This window comes from Streptomyces turgidiscabies Car8, assembly GCF_000331005.1.
Classification (GTDB): domain Bacteria; phylum Actinomycetota; class Actinomycetes; order Streptomycetales; family Streptomycetaceae; genus Streptomyces; species Streptomyces turgidiscabies.
Genome location: NZ_AEJB01000123.1, coordinates 17,693 through 34,107, shown reverse-complemented (window position 1 = coordinate 34,107; position 16,415 = coordinate 17,693). Strand labels below are relative to the sequence as shown.

General features: G+C 71.5%; 12 protein-coding genes. 5 read left to right on the top strand and 7 right to left on the bottom strand.

Features of this window, described 5'->3' with window-relative positions:
- Window positions 1-77: 77 nt before the first annotated feature.
- From deoD to STRTUCAR8_RS07525, 6 genes are all read right to left on the bottom strand, one after another.
- Window positions 78-806, bottom strand: coding sequence for a purine-nucleoside phosphorylase (deoD, locus tag STRTUCAR8_RS07550; RefSeq protein ID WP_006374948.1), 729 nt, complete (start codon window positions 804-806; stop codon window positions 78-80).
- The gene (locus STRTUCAR8_RS07545) at window positions 806-1,567 is read right to left on the bottom strand and encodes a glutamine amidotransferase (RefSeq protein WP_006374946.1); all 762 of its coding nucleotides are present in this window, start codon (window positions 1,565-1,567) and stop codon (window positions 806-808) included. The genes deoD and STRTUCAR8_RS07545 overlap by 1 nt, the downstream gene beginning before the upstream one ends.
- A gap of 74 nt (window positions 1,568-1,641) precedes the next feature.
- Window positions 1,642-2,700 carry a LacI family DNA-binding transcriptional regulator gene (locus tag STRTUCAR8_RS07540; RefSeq protein ID WP_006374959.1) on the bottom strand — a complete coding sequence of 353 codons (1,059 nt, stop codon included), beginning with the start codon at window positions 2,698-2,700 and terminating at the stop codon, window positions 1,642-1,644.
- Entirely contained in the window at window positions 2,690-4,033 is a 1,344-nt protein-coding gene (locus STRTUCAR8_RS07535) for an amidohydrolase (protein WP_006374952.1), read from the bottom strand. Before STRTUCAR8_RS07535 ends, STRTUCAR8_RS07540 begins: the two co-directional genes overlap by 11 nt.
- 167 nt (window positions 4,034-4,200) lie before the next feature.
- Window positions 4,201-5,670 (bottom strand): APC family permease, encoded by a 1,470-nt coding sequence (locus tag STRTUCAR8_RS07530; protein WP_006374950.1) that lies wholly within the window; start codon window positions 5,668-5,670, stop codon window positions 4,201-4,203.
- A gap of 115 nt (window positions 5,671-5,785) precedes the next feature.
- Window positions 5,786-6,520: a FadR/GntR family transcriptional regulator gene (locus STRTUCAR8_RS07525; protein ID WP_006374954.1), complete on the bottom strand. Its 735-nt coding sequence runs from the start codon at window positions 6,518-6,520 to the stop codon at window positions 5,786-5,788.
- Between the two features lie 826 nt (window positions 6,521-7,346).
- Between STRTUCAR8_RS07525 and STRTUCAR8_RS07520 the strand changes: the two genes are divergently transcribed.
- Window positions 7,347-8,801 (top strand): amino acid permease, encoded by a 1,455-nt coding sequence (locus STRTUCAR8_RS07520; RefSeq protein ID WP_006374962.1) that lies wholly within the window; start codon window positions 7,347-7,349, stop codon window positions 8,799-8,801.
- Between the two features lie 99 nt (window positions 8,802-8,900).
- On the opposite strand, the gene STRTUCAR8_RS07515 is transcribed toward STRTUCAR8_RS07520, so the two are convergent.
- Window positions 8,901-11,765, bottom strand: a complete 2,865-nt coding sequence (locus STRTUCAR8_RS07515; RefSeq protein ID WP_052350864.1) for a helix-turn-helix transcriptional regulator — start codon at window positions 11,763-11,765, stop codon at window positions 8,901-8,903.
- Between the two features lie 242 nt (window positions 11,766-12,007).
- Between STRTUCAR8_RS07515 and STRTUCAR8_RS07510 the strand changes: the two genes are divergently transcribed.
- The 4 genes from STRTUCAR8_RS07510 to STRTUCAR8_RS07500 all read left to right on the top strand — a co-directional run bounded on the left by STRTUCAR8_RS07510 (window position 12,008) and on the right by STRTUCAR8_RS07500 (window position 16,407).
- A complete protein-coding gene (locus STRTUCAR8_RS07510; protein ID WP_006374925.1) occupies window positions 12,008-13,039 on the top strand; it encodes a WD40 repeat domain-containing protein in 1,032 nt (343 codons plus the stop codon).
- A 97-nt stretch (window positions 13,040-13,136) separates the two neighbouring features.
- On the top strand, window positions 13,137-14,318 hold the full coding sequence (locus STRTUCAR8_RS07505) for an ROK family transcriptional regulator (protein ID WP_006374913.1): 1,182 nt from the start codon (window positions 13,137-13,139) through the stop codon (window positions 14,316-14,318).
- A 2-nt stretch (window positions 14,319-14,320) separates the two neighbouring features.
- The gene (locus STRTUCAR8_RS52375; protein WP_006374927.1) at window positions 14,321-14,458 is read left to right on the top strand and encodes a hypothetical protein; all 138 of its coding nucleotides are present in this window, start codon (window positions 14,321-14,323) and stop codon (window positions 14,456-14,458) included.
- A gap of 137 nt (window positions 14,459-14,595) precedes the next feature.
- Complete coding sequence (locus STRTUCAR8_RS07500) at window positions 14,596-16,407, top strand: alpha-galactosidase D (protein WP_006374905.1); 1,812 nt, start codon at window positions 14,596-14,598, stop codon at window positions 16,405-16,407.
- Window positions 16,408-16,415: the final 8 nt, after the last annotated feature.

Sequence of the window (16,415 nt, the reverse complement as noted above, 5' to 3'; positions counted from 1 at the left end):
GGTGGTAGTTCCTACTCATTGGCCGAAAGCTATGCAATGCAAAACGTTTTGGCTATGGGTGTTTGTGCGCTCTCGCGTTAGGAGATTGTTTCCGGGAGCAGCGCGGTGGCCGCGATGGTGACGGCCCTGTCGAAGTCGGTCTCCCGCTCGGCCGGGGTGAGCGACTCCGTGTGGCGTATGTGGTCGCTGACCGTCAGGACGGCGAGCGCGTGGCCGCCCTCGGCGGCGGCGGTCGCGTACAGGCCCGCGGCCTCCATCTCGACGGCCAGGGTCCCGTGCGTCTCCAGCCGTTCGAACAGCGCCGGACGTTCCAGGTAGAAGTGGTCGGTGGTGAAGACCGGCCCGGTGTGTACGCGCGGCCCGACCCCGCCACCGGCCCCGACGGCCCCTGCGGCTGCCGCGGCCAGGCCGAAGGAGGCGGCGTGACTGAGGTGCACCCCGTCGATACGGCGGCTGCCCATCGCCGAGTCGGTGTGGGCGGCGGTGGCCACGACGACGTCCCGCAACCCCACCGAGGCGGGGATGCCGCCCGCCGTGCCCACCCGCACGATGCGGCGCACGCCGTAGAAGCGGAAGAGCTCGGTCGCGTAGATCGTGACGGACGGCATGCCCATACCGGAGGCCATCACGGACAGCGGCGCCCCTCGGTACGTGCCGGTGTATCCCTCGATGCCGCGCACGTCGGTGACCAGGCGGGCATCCTGAAGGATCGTTTCCGCGATACGGCGTGCCCGGCGCGGGTCTCCGGGCATCAGCACGTCCGGCGCGAAGTCGCCGGGAGCGGCCGAGATGTGGGCGGTGACCATCAGGCCTCCTCCACTGTCGGAGCGCCGGCCAGCCAGCGGACCAGCCGGTCCCACAACTCTGGGTAGCCCTCCCACTCCAGAAAGGCGGGCGGGGCCCAGTGCGGAGCCAGGTCGGACGTGAAGGCCGCGGACCTGCCCGCGCCGTAGCCGCCCACCGCCAGCAGCGGATGGCCCGCGCACTCGACGAGCAGGTCCGCGCCGTCCCGCACCGCCACCTCGTTGAGGCCGAGCAGGTCCGGCCAGGTCGCGTCCAGTCCGTCGACCACCGGGTGCCGGGCGAGAACCCGGGGTGCGGCCCCGGCGGGCAGTTCCACCCGGTCGTCCCGGTCGTGCAGAGCGACCGGCAGCGCGGCGGCCAGCGGGGTGCGGCCCCAGCGGGCCTTGGCGTCGATGCCGGTGAAGGTGAGGTAGCCCCCGACCATCAGCAGGCCGCCACCGCGCTCGACGTAGCCCCGGAGCAGTTCCGTGCGGTCCGGCACGGGGACCGAGTGGGCGAAGGTCTGCGCGGTGAGCTGGAAGCTGTTGGCCCCGACGTCGCTGATCACGACGACGTCGTACGGCTCCAGCCCCTCGGCGGTGGCGGGGACTCCGCTCGCTATCTCGTGCGCGGGGACGTACGTCACCGTGTGACCGCGGTCGCGCAGCGCGTCGAGGAAGACCTGGGCGCCTTCGACGTACTCGGAGGTGAAGAAGGAGTCGAACCCCTTCTGGTGGACGGAGTGGGTGAACCATGACTCACCCACGACGAGGACATGGGGCATCGCTGCACGGCCTTTCATATGCGGTGTGGGGTGGTGAGGTGTGACGTGCGGTGGTTGGAGCGGCGGTGTCCCGGTCAGGAAGGCGGGCGCACGGGCGCCGTACTGGCGCGGACCTTCAGCCGGACCGGCAGGATGTGCCGGGAGGCGGGGGGCACCTCGTCCCGGTGGACGTAGCTCAGGAGCTGGGCGCCGGCCGTGCGGCCGACGTCGTAGGCGGGCTGGTGGACGGTGGTGAGGCGGGGGTGCACCCGCGAGGCGAGCATGATGTCGTCGAAGCCCGCCACCGAGACGTCGTCCGGGACACGCAGGCCCGCGTCCTCCAGGGCGGCGACCGCACCGAGCGCCATCAGGTCGTTGGCGGCGAACACGGCGGTGAAGCGGCGCGGGCCGCCGCCGTCCAGGGCCGCGGCGACCAGGTCGTAGCCGGACCGCTCGACGAACGCGCCCTCGACCTCGGTGACACCCGCGTCGCCGAACGCCTCGCGGAAACCGGCGATCCGCTCCAGGCTGCTGACCAGGTCCACCGGCCCGCTGATCGCCAGCACCTGACGGTGACCCAGCTCCCGCAGGTGCTGCCCGATCAGCCGGCCGCCCGCACGGTGGTCGGCGGTGACCAGGATGGTCTGCTCCAGCAGCCCGGGGACGACCTCGTCGGCCAGGGCGATGGGGAACCGTCCCAGCAGTGACGCCAGCCGGCTACGGGAGGGCGGTGAGCCCGAGGCGTACACCATGCCGTCGATGAACCGGCCCCGGAGCATCTCCAGATAGCGGTCCTCGCGGTCCGGGTCGAACTCGGTGTTGCACAGGATGACCCCGTAGCCCAGGTCGTGGGCGGCGTCGTCGACGCCCTTGGCGAGTTCGGCGAAGAACTGGTTGGTGATGTCGGGCACGAGCAGCCCGATGACGTTGGTGGAGCCGGCCTGGAGGTTGCGGGCCGTCGAGGCCGGGACGTAGCCGAGCCGGCTGACGACCGTGCGGACCCGCTCGGCGGTCTCCTCCGCGACCGGCCGGTTGCCGGTCAGTACGTGGGACACCGTGGTCGGGCTGACCCGGGCGGCGGCTGCCACGTCCTTGATCGACGCGGGCCGCCGCACCCGGCGGCGGGCCGGATCCTCGTCCCGTTCACGGGTCATAGTGCTGCACCGCCCTGCCGTGCGAGGTGTCCAGCAGCGCGGGCACGCGTGCCTCGATCTCGGCCAGCAGCCCGGGCAGGTCCACGGTCAGCAGCCGGCCGTCCCGCACCACGACCCGCCCGTCCACGACGACCGTGCGCACATCGCTCGCCCGCGCGCTGTAGACCAGGGCCGCCACCGGGTCGTGCACCGGCCGGCAGTGCGCTCCGCCCAGGTCGACCAGCACGATGTCCGCGGCCCGGCCCGGCTCCAGCGCGCCGATCCGGTCCCCGAGGCCGAGCGCCCGGGCCCCGCCGCGCGTGGCCAGCCGGATGGTGTCGGAGACCGTCATCCAGGTGGCGTCCCGCTCGGCCTGCTTCTGGGTCAGGGCGATCAGCCGCATCGCCTCCCACACGTCCAGCGTGTTGTGCCCGGCCGCCCCGTCCGTGCCCGCGCCGACGGCGACACCGGCGTCCAGCAGGCTCCGTACCGGAGTGAGCGGATGCAGCGCGTGCTTCAGGTAGACCTTGGGGCAGCAGGCCACGCCCGTACGGTCCCGGTGCGCCGCCAGCGTCGGCAGGTCCTCGGGGACGATGCCGCACCCGTGCGCGATCAGCGCGCCCGCGTCCAGCACCCCGGTCCGCTCCAACACCCCGATGGGGGTGATGCCGCGCCGGGCGAGGCTCGACTCGGTCTGCTCCAGATGCTCGGCGGCGTGGATGTGGACGCGCAGGCCCGTCTCCCGGGCCAGTTCCGCGAGGCGGACCAGGTCGGCGTCGTCGACGGTGTACGGCGCGTGCGGGCCCAGCGACGCCGTGACACGTCCGTCGCCCGTGCCGTGCAGGGCGGTGGCGGTCGCGGCGCTCTCCTCCAGGGCCGCGCGGCCCCGGCTGCTGAAGCAGGTAGGCGCGATGTCGGCCCGGATCCCGGTCCGCACGACGGCGTCGGCGATCCGCTCGGCGTGGAAGTAGTGGTCGGCGAACGTGGTCACCCCGCTGAGCAGCATCTCCGCACAGGCCAGCTCCGCGCCGAGGCCGACGTCGGCGGGAGTGAGGTTGACCTCCATGGGCCACACCCGCTCGTTGAACCAGGCCTCGACACTCACGTCCTCGGCGGCGCCGCGCATCAGCGTCATCGGGCCGTGCGTGTGGGCGTTCACCAGCCCGGGTACGGCGACCAGTCCCGTGCCGTCCACGGTCTCCGCCCCGGTTGTCTCCGGCCCGGAGCCCGCCGGGCCCAGCCAGGCGATCATCCCGTCCTCGACCAGGATGTCCTGGTCCGTGTCCACTCGGCAGGGGCCCTGCTCGGGCGTCACGAGCACCGAGCAGGAGGTCACGATCAGTCGGCGCGTCATGTGGATCCTTCCGTTCGAAACGGACGTTAAGGATCCAAAACGTTTTGCACAAGCCCCGCTCGAACCGGGTCCCTCGGCGTCCCTCAGCCTTCGGGCGGTGCCCGGGAACGGCGCGAGGCGGCCCGGCGCGCTGTCCCGGGGGGAGGAAACCGCCGCGTCAGCCGGCGTCAGTCCGCGTCGGCGACCACGGAACCGACGCGTTCGGCCAGCGTCGGATCGCGGCGGACAAGGAGGGCCGCGTAGCCGACGGCGGCGAGCATGGCGGCCAGGGCCGCGTAGGGGAACCAGTTGTACGGGGCGGGCTGGCCGGGCTTGGCGAGGTAGTAGAGCGGGACCAGGATGGCCAGGGTGCCGAGCGCGGGCAGCAACAGGTGCCTGACCACCCTGAACTCCTGCGGCCGGTATCTGCGGTAGTACAGCGGCAGGGCGATGTTGGAGGCGAGGTAGACCAGCAGGATCAGGATGGTCCCGAGGGTCGAGGACTCGGTGAAGAAGACCACCGGGTTCATCGAGCCGTCGCCGGATCCCAGCAGGTGGCCCAGCCCCCACCCTCCGATGATCAGCAGAGCGGTGGCGGCGAAGGTGATGATCGCGTTGTTCGGGGTGCGGCGGGTGGGGTGTACGTAGCCGAAGAAGGACGGGAGCAGTCCCTCGCGTCCGGCGTTGAACACCAGGCGGGCCTGGGAGTTGATACCGGCGATCAGCACGCCGAGCGTGGAGGTCAGACCGCCCAGATAGGTGAGGAACGCCAGCGCGCCGAGGGTGTGGTGGGCCACCTCGATGAACGGGATCGGGGAGGCCCCGAGTCGGTGCACGTCGTAGCCGAAGCCGGTCACGGTGGCGTACGAGAAGAGGACGTAGCTCACCGTCATGATCGCGATGGAGGAGAACACCGCGCGGCCGACGTTGCGCCGCGGATTCTCCGTCTCCTCGGCGAGCGCGGCCGAGTTCTCCCAGCCGACGAACAGGTACACCGCCAGCGGGAAACCCGCCGCCAGCCCACTGAATCCGTGGCTGATGTGGCTGGGCAGGAACGGGTCGAGGGAGAGGGAGCCCCGGTGTTCCACGAGCGCAGCGACCGAGACGACGGCCAGGACCAGCATTTCCACGCCGAAGAAATAGCCGGCCCACTTGGTGGAGACCACGATCCCGCGCAGCATCAGCCCTACGGCCAGCCCGGTGAGCAGCAGTGTCCAGATGATCCACGGCAGGTCCACGCCGGTGTAGTGGTGCAGGGTGATCTGCACGAACCCGCCGGAGATGGCGATGACGGAGGCCATCGCGATGATGTAGCCGAGCCCCGCCAGCAGGGCGGTGGTCACCGCGCTGACCGGTCCGAAGGTCTTGCCCACGAAGGTGGTGAAGCTGCCCGCCGAGGGGTGTGCCCGGGAGAACTCCGCCAGGGTGTTGCCGAGCAGCGCGACCGCGATGCCCGCGGCGACGATGGTCAGCGGTGACGCCACGCCCGCGGTGGTCGCCAGGAAGGCGAAACCGAAGAAGAAGCTCATGGCCGGGCCGACGTTGGCCATCGTGGCGGCGGCGATGTCCGCCATGCCGAGGACGCCGCCACGCAGCCGCTGGGGCGCGTCACCGGCGGGACCCGGTGGGGACAGCGGGCCTGTTCCGGGGTCGGGCATGGCGGCAACTCCTTGTGCGGTGACGGCCCTTGTGCGGTGATGATGGCCTGATGGGTGTCGCTCCGGCCGCCGGTGCGGGTGCGGGTGCTCTACGGTCGGTCGGCACGAGCGGATGTCAGCGATGCCGGGAACGCTGGTGTGCCTTCACCGCCTGCACGGCCGCATCGGTCGCGCCCCGGCCCAGTTCGGCGAGCAGTTCGGCGTGGCAGTGGTTCTGCGCCCGCACCGCCGCGGAGTCCGGTGCGGGGAGCAGCAGGCAGAGCCGGCCCAGCAGATCGGCGGCGAACTCGCGCATTCCGCCGCCGCCGAGCGTCTCCGCGAGGTCCAGATGGAATCGGGCCTCCAACTCGGCCAGGCGGGCCGGGTCGTCGGTCAGTTCCGTCTCCTCGACCAGGGCCCGCAGGCCCTCCAGCTGCTCGGCCGGGACCTCTCCCGAGCTGTGCGCCACGAGACCGCATTCGAGCAGCAGGTGGAAGGCGTCCAGTGAAGCGGCCTCCTCGGCGTCGTGCATCACGGCCACGACGGTGTCCCAGTCCTGTGCGACGAAGGTTCCGCCCGCCCGTCCGCGTCGCCGGTCGAGCAGGCCGTCCTGGCACATGCCTTCCAGCGCGCGACGCACGGTGATCTCGCTGATCCCCAGCTCCTCGGCGAGAACCCCGGCATCGGGGAGACGGTCCCCCGGCTGCACGGAGCGCAGCCGTACCCGCAGTGCGATCCTCGACCGGACGAGATCGGATCCGTTCTGGCCCCCGCCGGGCAGGGCGCGGGCGTGTCCCACGCCGGTGACCGGCGTCGTCCGAGCCGGGCCCGGCTGGTTGTAAGGCCCGAACTTGCCCGCTGCGTTCACCACGACGCCACCCTAACGGCCTGCTGAACGCGGGCGCGGCACGCGTCGGCCGCGGTCCGACGCGCCGGGTCGGACCCCGTGTCGCGGGGGCGCGCTCACTCCGGTCGGTGTCCTGCGTGTCCTGTGTCTCCTGCGTGTCCCGCGTCGGCTTGTCGGCGGCCGCTCCAACGGGGACGGGCTCGCGCGGGAACCGGGGCAGTGGGAAGGGCCGCCGGTGGTTCCCGCGACGACGCCACGGTGTGGTGCAAGGGGGCTCCCGGGGTGGTGTGGGGATCGTCGGAAAAGGTTCCGGCGCAGCCCTGAAAAACCGGGCCACGGCATGGCGCGGGTGTCGTGCCGGGAGTGGCGGGCCGCGATGCAGGAAAAATTAGAGCAAGGTGAACAGTTAAACAAGACCTTGCTGCGGCCGGTTCGCAAGCGGGGGAGAGGCCCGGGCCGTCGGCCGGGCGGGCATGGCCCTGAGCAGGGGATTCGCGTCTCGGTGGAGGCGTGTGCGCGGTACGGCGACGGGGGTGCGAGGGGGCGTCCGGGAGGTGTGGGTGCCCCCGAAGGCGGCAGGGGGATGCCGTCGGCCGGGCGCCCGCGCCCTTGTTTTTTCTGATCGTGGTGAACTATTTTCCTGAGCGTCACCGGGCGGCCGAAACAGCGGAACACCGGCCGGCGGCCGTGCCCCACCATGCCCTCCTCGCGACCGTGATCGCCACCCCCGACCCGGCTCCGCCGATGACCCGGCACCCCCGCACGCCCCGCCCGGCGGAATCCGAACGGCCACCTCCGTCCGCTGTCGCCGGTTCCGTCCCCCGTCCCCGCCAGACCCCTGGATGTCGAGATGACAACACGTCCCCCGGACACCGCTCCCGAAACGGTGACCACCACCGAAAACGCCCCAGCAGGACCCGGCCTGCAGGCCGGGCTGAAGAACCGTCACCTGTCGATGATCGCGATCGGCGGTGTGATCGGCGCGGGCCTGTTCGTCGGCTCCGGCTCGGGCATCGCCGCCGCGGGGCCCGGCATCCTCGTGTCGTACGCACTCGTGGGCGCCATGGTCGTGCTCGTGATGCGCATGCTGGGTGAGATGGCCGCCGCGAACCCGACCTCCGGCTCCTTCTCCGCCTACGCCGACCGGGCGCTCGGGCGCTGGGCCGGGTTCTCCATCGGCTGGCTGTACTGGTTCTTCTGGGTCGTGGTGCTCGCCGTGGAGGCGACGGCCGGCGCGAAGATCCTGGAAGGCTGGATCCCGGGTGTGCCGCAGTGGGCCTGGGCCCTGATCGTGATGATCGTGCTGACCGTCTCCAACCTCGCCTCGGTCGCCTCCTACGGCGAGTTCGAGTTCTGGTTCGCCGGGATCAAGGTCGTCGCGATCGTCGCGTTCATCGGGGTCGGCCTCCTGGCGGTCTTCGGGATCCTGCCGGGCACGCACAGCGACACCACCGGGCTGTCCAACCTCACCGCGCACGGCGGCTTCCTGCCCAACGGACCCGGCACGATCCTCACCGGCGTGCTGATGGTCGTCTTCTCCTTCATGGGCAGCGAGATCGTCACCCTGGCGGCCGGGGAGTCCGAGGACCCCCAGCGCGCGGTCACCAAGGCCACCAACAGCGTCATCTGGCGGATCGGTGTGTTCTACCTCGGGTCGATCTTCATCGTGCTGACCCTGCTGCCCTGGAACTCGCCGGCCATCACCAAGGACGGTTCGTACGTCGCCGCTCTGAACTCCCTCGGCATCGCGCACGCCGGCCAGGTCATGAACTTCATCGTTCTCACCTCCGTGCTGTCCTGCCTGAACTCCGGCCTGTACACCGCCTCCCGCATGGCCTTCTCCCTCGGCCGCCGGGGCGACGCACCCGCCGCCTTCGGCCGCACCAAGCGCCGGGGCGTGCCGCAGACCGCGATCCTCGCCTCGGTCGTCTTCGGCTTCGTCGCGGTGTTCTTCAACTACGCCTGGCCCGACACCGTCTTCCTCTTCCTGCTCAACTCCTCGGGTGCCATCGCCCTGTTCGTCTGGCTGGTCATCTGCTTCTCGCAGCTGCGCATGCGCCGGATCATCCAGGCGGAGTCGCCGGAGAAGCTCGTCGTGCGCATGTGGCTCTTCCCGTATCTGACCTGGGCCACCATCGCCCTGATCGTGTTCGTCCTCGGCTACATGCTCACCGACACCGCCTCAGGCGGCGGCCGGGACCAGGTCGTCCTGTCCACTTTGGTGGCCCTGGGCGTGGTGGCCCTCGCGCTGGTCCGCCAGCGGCCGTCACGGAAAACCCGGCAGAAGGTGAGCAGCCCCTCGTAGGAGACCGGTCCGTACCGGCCGCCCCTACCGCCGGTTCCGTCACTCGGCGACGGTGGGTGCCATGAGGGCAAGTGGTGCTGAGCGACTGTCACTGCCTGCTCAACCGCTGAACGAGTGCCCAGGTGGTCGCCCCGTCATCAGGCCCGCCAGCGCTGCTCGTGACGAGACACCGGTCTTGCGGTAGATCTTGGAGATGTGGGTCTCCACCGTGCGGCGGCTCAGGCAGAGACGGGCGGCTATCACCGGGCTGGTGAGGCCCTCGGTGACGAGGCCGGCGATCTCCCTTTCGCGGGCGGTGAGTTCGGCGAGACGCCGCTCCGGGCCGTCGGCGGCGTCGGCCACCGCGGGGCGGACCGCCTCGGCGAGGCCGGACAGCATCCCGCAGCCCCCGGCGGCGGCGATCCGCTGCCCGCGCCGCCAGGCGGCCTCCCCGCGCCGCGCTCCGTTCGGGGAGGGGTCCGCCGCCAGTGCAGGCGCGCTGAGCAGCAGGGAGAACGCCTGCCAGAACGCCGCTCCGCTGCGGGCACTCTCGTCGGCCGCCGACACGAACAGTTCCGCCGCCGCTCTGCCGTCACCGAGGCCGAGGTGGATGTGCGCCGCGCTGCGCATGGCCGAGGCCCGCTGCACGGGCAGGTCGAGGCTCTCGGCCTCCTCCTGGGCGCGCTCGGCCCATTCCTTCGCCTCGTCCAGGTCACCTGTGACGACGGTGGCGGTGACCAGGATCTCCATGAACAGCGGGCGCATCGACGGCTGCAGCCGGTGCAGACCGGGTCCGCCGGCGCGCAGCATCGCCTCCCGGGCACGGACCGGATCGCCGGCGGTGAGCGCCGCGTAGCCGAGCGCGCACCAGGCGATGGAGGCCCACCAGTTGAGGCCCAGCCCCGCCGCGGCCACCGCTTCCTCCGCGACCGTGAGCGGCCGGGGATCGCCGGGTGGGCAGGCGTCCACCAGGGCGTGGGCCTTGGTGCCGAGGACGAAGGCGAGCAGTTCGTCGCTGCCGATGCCGCGGGCTATGTCCTCCGCCTCGTCGGCCAGTTCCACCGCCGACGCGAGCCGGCAGCTCTGGATGCGCACGTGTGCCTTGCACAGCAGCAGGTGCGGCAGGAGGTGGAGCTGGCCGGTGCGGCGGGCCACGACGAGGCCGCGGTCGGCGTGCCGCTCGGCGTCGGCGAAGCGCTCCAGGAACGCCTCGGCCCAGCCGAGCCGGGCCAGCGGTTCGCACAGGCCGGTGAGGTCGTCGTCCGGCAGTGAGTCCACGAGGGCCGCGGCCCGGCGGGCGAAGTCGGCTGCCGTGGCTGTGGCACCCTCGTACGCCTCCCCGAGCGCGCCGACGGCCAGTGCGCCCGCCACGCCGGCCTCGTCCCCGAGGGAGCGGGCCACCTCCAGCGTGCGTGCCACGGTGGAACGCACCGCCGGGTACGACGTGTGGTGCGGTGCCGAGTGGCCCAACTCCAGCCCGAGCGCGACCTGGTCGGCGGGTGACGGCGCGGGGTCGGTGCGGCTCAGTTCACGGCGGAGCAGGGCCACCGCCTCCGTGTAGCGCCCCAGGTGGCGTTCCATGACGGCGCACAGGACGACGGCGGACGTCCGCGATCCGCTGCCGTCGCCCGGGTCGGGCAGCGCCATCACCTCGTGCAACAGGTCGCGGCTCTCCCGGAGTCGCCCGCAGGCACCCAGTGACCGGGCGCGGAGAAGCATCAACTCGCCCCGCCTGCGCAGGTGTTCCGGCGTGTGCGGAAGGTGTCTGAGCACCACCTCCAGCCAGTGTGCGCAGCTCGCGGGCGCCGTGTGGGAGGCCTGCTCGGCGGCCTCGGTCAGCATGGCCGCCGACTGCGGGTCCCAGCCGGTCATGGATCGCTCGGCGTGATGCGCCCGCTCGGCCGGCGGGGCCCCGGCCAGGGCGAGTTCGGCGGCGGCCAGCCGATGGGTCTCCGTGCGCCGCCATGGGTCGGTCCCGTCGTGGACCAGGCCGCGCAGCACGGGGTGCCGGAGCGTGAGCCGCCCGTGCCGGCCGGTGCGCAGCAGATCCCGGCGGGTCAGCACCGCGAGGTCCGCGGCCAGTTCGGCCTGCTCACGGCCGGTGACCGGACCGAGCAGAGCGGGCGTGGCGTGGTCGCCCAGCACGGCCACCGCTTCGACGAGCCGGCGCTGCGCGGGCGTCAGCGGAGTCAGCTCGTCGAGCAGCAGCGCGTCGAGCCCGGTCGTGGACAGTCTGCTGACCGGCGCTCCCTCACGGCGGGCCTGGAGCAGCGACAGCAGGTACAGCGGGTTGCCCTCGCTCGCCCTGTAGAGCCGTACGGCCTCGTCGTGGGCCAGGTCCGGGGTGAGCAGCTCCACGCACTCCCGCTCGCCGAGCGGCCCGAGGACCGTCCGGTGTACCGCGCCGGTGTCCGCGCCGCGGGTGAGGGTCGCGGCGAGCGGGGCGGGACTCTGCCGGTCGCGGCGGCCGAGGACCAGCAGGACGCGGGCGCGCACGGGATGCCGTACGAGGTGGTCGAGGAGTTCCAGGGAAGCGTCGTCCGCCCAGTGCATGTCGTCCAGCACCACGACCAGCGGGGAGGCCGCGGCGTGGGTCAGCAGGGCGGCGGTGGCCCGGTGCAGGCCGAAACGGTCCGCGTGGCGCGGGGCGCCGCTGAGTACCGGGGCGACCTCGGCGGCTGCCGGGAAGGACGCGACAGCCTCGGGGTCGAGGTCGGCGAAGGCGTCGATGAACGGCTGGAAGGGGATGTGGTGTTCGTACTCCGTCGCCCGGCCGCGCAGCACCGTCGCCCCGCGCCGCGTCGCGCGCGAGCACAGCTCGTGGACCAGACGGCTCTTGCCGATGCCCGGCTCACCGCTGACGTCGAGCACCGCCGGGCGGCCGTGCGCGTCCCCCGCCTGGTCACCCGTCAGGTCCGCCAACAGCCGGTCGAGTCGTCCGAGTTCCGGTTCCCGGCCGGCCAGTGGTGTCCGTTCCGTCGTCATGACCTCGTATCTCTCCACGTCAGGTGGTTCCCCCTGCTCATCCTGTCGTACGCCACCGACAACCTGCGGAGTTGGTGCCCGGGGTCTCACACCTCGTGGGTCACAGCTGAGTGCGAAGAAGTACGTAACTGCCTACGTAACACCACGGTCGGCAGGACCCGGCGAACGCGAAACGATCAACTGGCGGGCGGAGCACGGTTGTTGCCCCATCGGGGAAGTTCCGGGCACTTCGGGGAGGGCAGATGCTGATCGCCGGCACAGTGGTGGGGATCGTCGTGGTGATCGCCGTGATCGTCGTATGGCAGATCCGGAAGTACCCGGGCAGGTGGCGGTTCCGGCCGTCGTTCGAAGCGGTCTGCGAGATCACCGTCGGCGACCGGAAACTCCTGGCGTACTCAGGGCACCGCGGGTCGATCCGGCTCGCGGACCCGGCCGAGCGGGAGGACGTGTCCGTCCTCCAGGCTTCGCGCACCTGGATCCGCGCGCTGTGCGAGGTCCACGTGGACGGTACGTCCCTGCTGGCATCCGGCGGACGGGACGGAACCGTCCGGCTCTGGAACGTCGAGGACGGCTCGATGGTGGCGACCCTCAGCGGTCACCGCGGCTGGGTCTACGCGCTGTGTACGGTGCGGGTCTCCGGACAGGAACTGCTGGCATCGGCGGGCCGGGACCACATCGTGTGCATCTGGGACCCGAGCGACGGCCGACTGGTCCGCGCGATCGACACCGGCAAGGGCAAGGGATACATCTTCGCCCTGTGCGAGGTGCGCCGGGACGGCCGGACGCAGCTCGCGGTCGGCCACGGCAACGGCACGGTGGACCTGTTGGACGTCGAGTCCGCGGAGTCGGACCTGTCGCTGACCGCGCACAACGGGTTCGTGTGGACTCTGTGCGAGGTCTCCGACGGCGACCGCAGGCTGCTGGCCACCGGTGGCCGGGACGGGGTCGTCCGGCTGTGGGATCTGGAGAAGCGGGAGGAGGCCGGGGCGCTCACACCGGGTTCCGGGCCCGTGTACGCCCTGTGCCGGGCGACCGCCGGGGACCGCATCCTCCTCGTCGTCGGCGGGGACGGCCCGGGCACCGCCGTATGGGATCCGTTCACCGGTGAGCGGGTCGGCGACCTCGGCACGGACCTGGCGGGTTTCCTCAGCGGCCACGGCTGGGTACGCGCCGCGTGCCAGGTCCAGCCGTCCGAGGGGCCACCGCTGATCGTCACCGTGGGGTACGACGACGGGGCGCGGGTGTGGAACGTGATGGAGCAGATCGACCGGTGAGTGTGGGGACGGCCACTGAGGGGCCGGCCACAGCGGCTTCACAGTAATCCTGCTTCTTTTATTGACAACAGAAAAGAATGAACCGTACGTTCCGGCCATGCGCCCGTCGCCCCCCTCCGAGACGTTCCCGGCCCAAACGCCCGCCGCCGCCCAGATCTTCACCATCGTGCTCTCCCACGGCCCGCTCACCCGCGCGGAGATCGCACGGCGGGCCGCACTGTCCCCCGCGGCGGTGACCAAGGCGGTGCGGCCGCTGATCGAGACGGGATACCTGCTGGAGGACATCGACGAGGAGCACAGGCGGGTGCTCGGCCGGCCCGCCAACCCGGTGCGGGTCGACGGCGACCGCGCGCTGTTCCTCGGGGTCAAGGTGACCGGCGACGAGATCATCGCCGTACTGACGGATCTGTGCTGCCGCATCAGGGTCGCCCGGCACATCCCGCTCGGCGACCGACAGCCCGGGGGTGTTCTCGCCACCCTCAGCGACCTCGTCCTCGAACTGCGCACCGCCGCCGAGGAGTTCGGGGCGCCGGTCAAAGGCATGGGGGTCGCAGTCTCCGGCGACGTGGACCGTGCGGAAGGCATGGTGCGGTACTCCCCGTTTCTCGACTGGCGGGACGTTCCGCTCGCGAACCTCGCCGCCATGACCACCGGTCTGCCGGTCACCGTCGACAACGACGTCCGTGCGCTCACGGTGGCCGAACAGTGGTTCGGCGCCGGCGTGGGGCTGTCCGACTTCGCGCTGGTGACGGTGGGTGCCGGCATCGGCTGCGGGCTCGTCGTGGGCGGCCGGGTGGTCTCCGGCGCCCACGGGGTGGCCGGTGAGATCGGGCATCTCTCCCTCGACCCGGCGGGCCCGCCGTGCCACTGCGGCAACCGGGGCTGCGTGGAGGCCATCGCCTCCGACTCGGCGATCGTGCGCGACGTACGGGCCGCGACCGGGATCGACGTGGCGGACGCTGCCGAGGCACTGGAACTCGCCCACCGCGGCGATGCCGGAGCCCGCGAGGTGTACGCGCGGGCCGGCGCGGCCATCGGACGGGCCATCGGTTCCGTGGTCAATCTGCTCGGACCCGAACGAGTGATCATCTCCGGCGAAGGGCTCGCCGCCTACGACCTGTTCGCCGAGCGGATCAGGGACACCTTCGCCGCCTCCGCCTTCGGCGCCGCCGCGCGATGCGACGTCAGGACGCGTCCGCTGCCCTTCGAGGAGTGGGCCCGTGGAGCGGCGGCCACCGCCATCCAGTCCTTCATCAGATCAGACCCGCCCAAGGAGTAGCGATGTCGTCGCAGAGCCGCTTCACGTCACAGGAACCGGCCCCCGCCGGTAACGACTTCAACCGTGGCGAGCCGGGCGGCATGTCCGGGCCAGGGGCCACCGCCCACCCGGAGACCGTCATCGGACGCGGAGAGCGCTGAGGCCCGCCGCTCCGTCTCGTCACCCCCCATCTCCCCGCCCTGGGCGCACAGCCCAGGGCGTGTGATCCCGCGCGCCCGCAACCGGGCGTCCCCGCACGGCAACCCGTACGTCCTTCACCGACCTGGAGGTCACAGTCATGCCGTTGTCCCCCCACCGCGCCGACCGCGCCCATCCCGTCCGCCGCACCGGCAGAGCCCTGCTCGTCCTCGCCCTGACAGCGGGCCTCGCGGCGCTCACCCCCGCCGCCACGGCGACCCCGGCGGCAGACACCTTCCCGGCGCCGTCGACCCGGCCGTACATGGGCTGGACGAGCTGGAGCATGCAGTCGTCCAGGTACCCGGGACTCAACCCGGACGGCGACTACAGCTATCTGACCGAGAAGAACGTGCTCAAGCAGGCCGACGCACTCGCCGCCAAGCTCAAGCCGTACGGCTACGAGTACGTCAACATCGACGCCGGCTGGTGGCGGGACACGGCCTGGAAGCCCCGCTTCGACGGGTTCGGCAGACAGACCGCCGATCCCGGGCGCTTCCCCCGGGGGATGAAGGCCGTCGCCGACGACCTCCACGCCAAGGGCCTGAAGGCCGGTATCTACCTGCCGGCCGGACTGGAGAAGGAGGCGTACGGCGAGGGCAGGGTGCCTCTGTGGAACGCCGGGGACTGCACGACCGCCGACGTGGTGTACGGCGACCTGCGCACCACCAACGGGTGGGACAGCGCGTACAAGCTCGACTTCTCGCGGCCCTGCGCCCAGAAGTACATCGACTCCCAGGCACGTTTGTTCGCGGACTGGGGCTACGACTTCCTCAAACTGGACGGTGTCGGCCCGGGCTCGTTCAAGAGCGGGGACAACTACGACAACGTCGCCGACGTCGCCGCATGGCAGAAGGCGATAGCCGCCACCGGACGGCCGATCCACCTCGAACTGTCCTGGTCCCTCGACATCGGCCATGCCGCCGACTGGAAGCGGTACTCCAACGGCTGGCGCATCGACACCGACGTCGAGTGCTACTGCAACACGCTGGTCACCTGGGAGAACTCCGTCGAGGACCGCTGGGACGACACCCCCGCCTGGACGCGCCACGCCGGCCCCGGCGGCTGGAACGACCTGGACTCCCTCAACGTCGGCAACGGCGAGATGGACGGACTCACCAAGGCCGAACGGCAGAGTTACGCCACCTTGTGGGCGATCGCCAAGTCACCTCTCTACACCGGCGACGACCTGACACGCCTCGACTCGTACGGGCTCTCCCTCCTCACCAACAAGGAGGTCATCGCGGTCGACCAGGGCGACACCCCGCCCGCCAGGCCGGTCACCCCCTCCGACGACCAGCAGGTCTGGGCGGCGAAGAACTCCGACGGCAGCTTCACGGTCGCCCTGTTCAACCTCGGGAACGCGCCCGCCTCCGTCACCGCCGACTGGTCCACCCTCGGGTTCTCCGGCAAGGCCAGGGTCCGCGATCTGTGGAACCACGAGAACCTCGGCACCTACAAGGACAAGGTCACCCAGGCACTGCCCACGCACGGCTCGCGCCTGTTCACCGTCACCCCGCAGGGTCCCGCCCTTACGAAGACGGCCTACGAGGCGGAGGCCAACACCCTCAGCGGCAACGCCTCGGTGGCCGGCTGCGACGCCTGCTCCGGAGCCAAGAAGGTCGGCAACCTCTACCTCGGTGGAAAGCTCACCCTGAACGGAGTCAAGGTCGCGAAGGCGGGGCGGTACGTGGTGGACATCGCCTACGTCAGCGGCGACGCGCGCTCCCTGCGGATCTCCGCCAACGGCGGGTCCGCCACCGGCCACAAGTTCCCCTCCACGGGCGACTGGGGAACCGTCGAGACGGTGAGTGTGCCACTCAACCTGAAGGCCGGCGTCAACACCATCACCCTCGACAGCGGCGACGGCTACGCCCCTGACATCGACCGGGTCGACGTACCGAACCTGTCCTGACGGCCCAC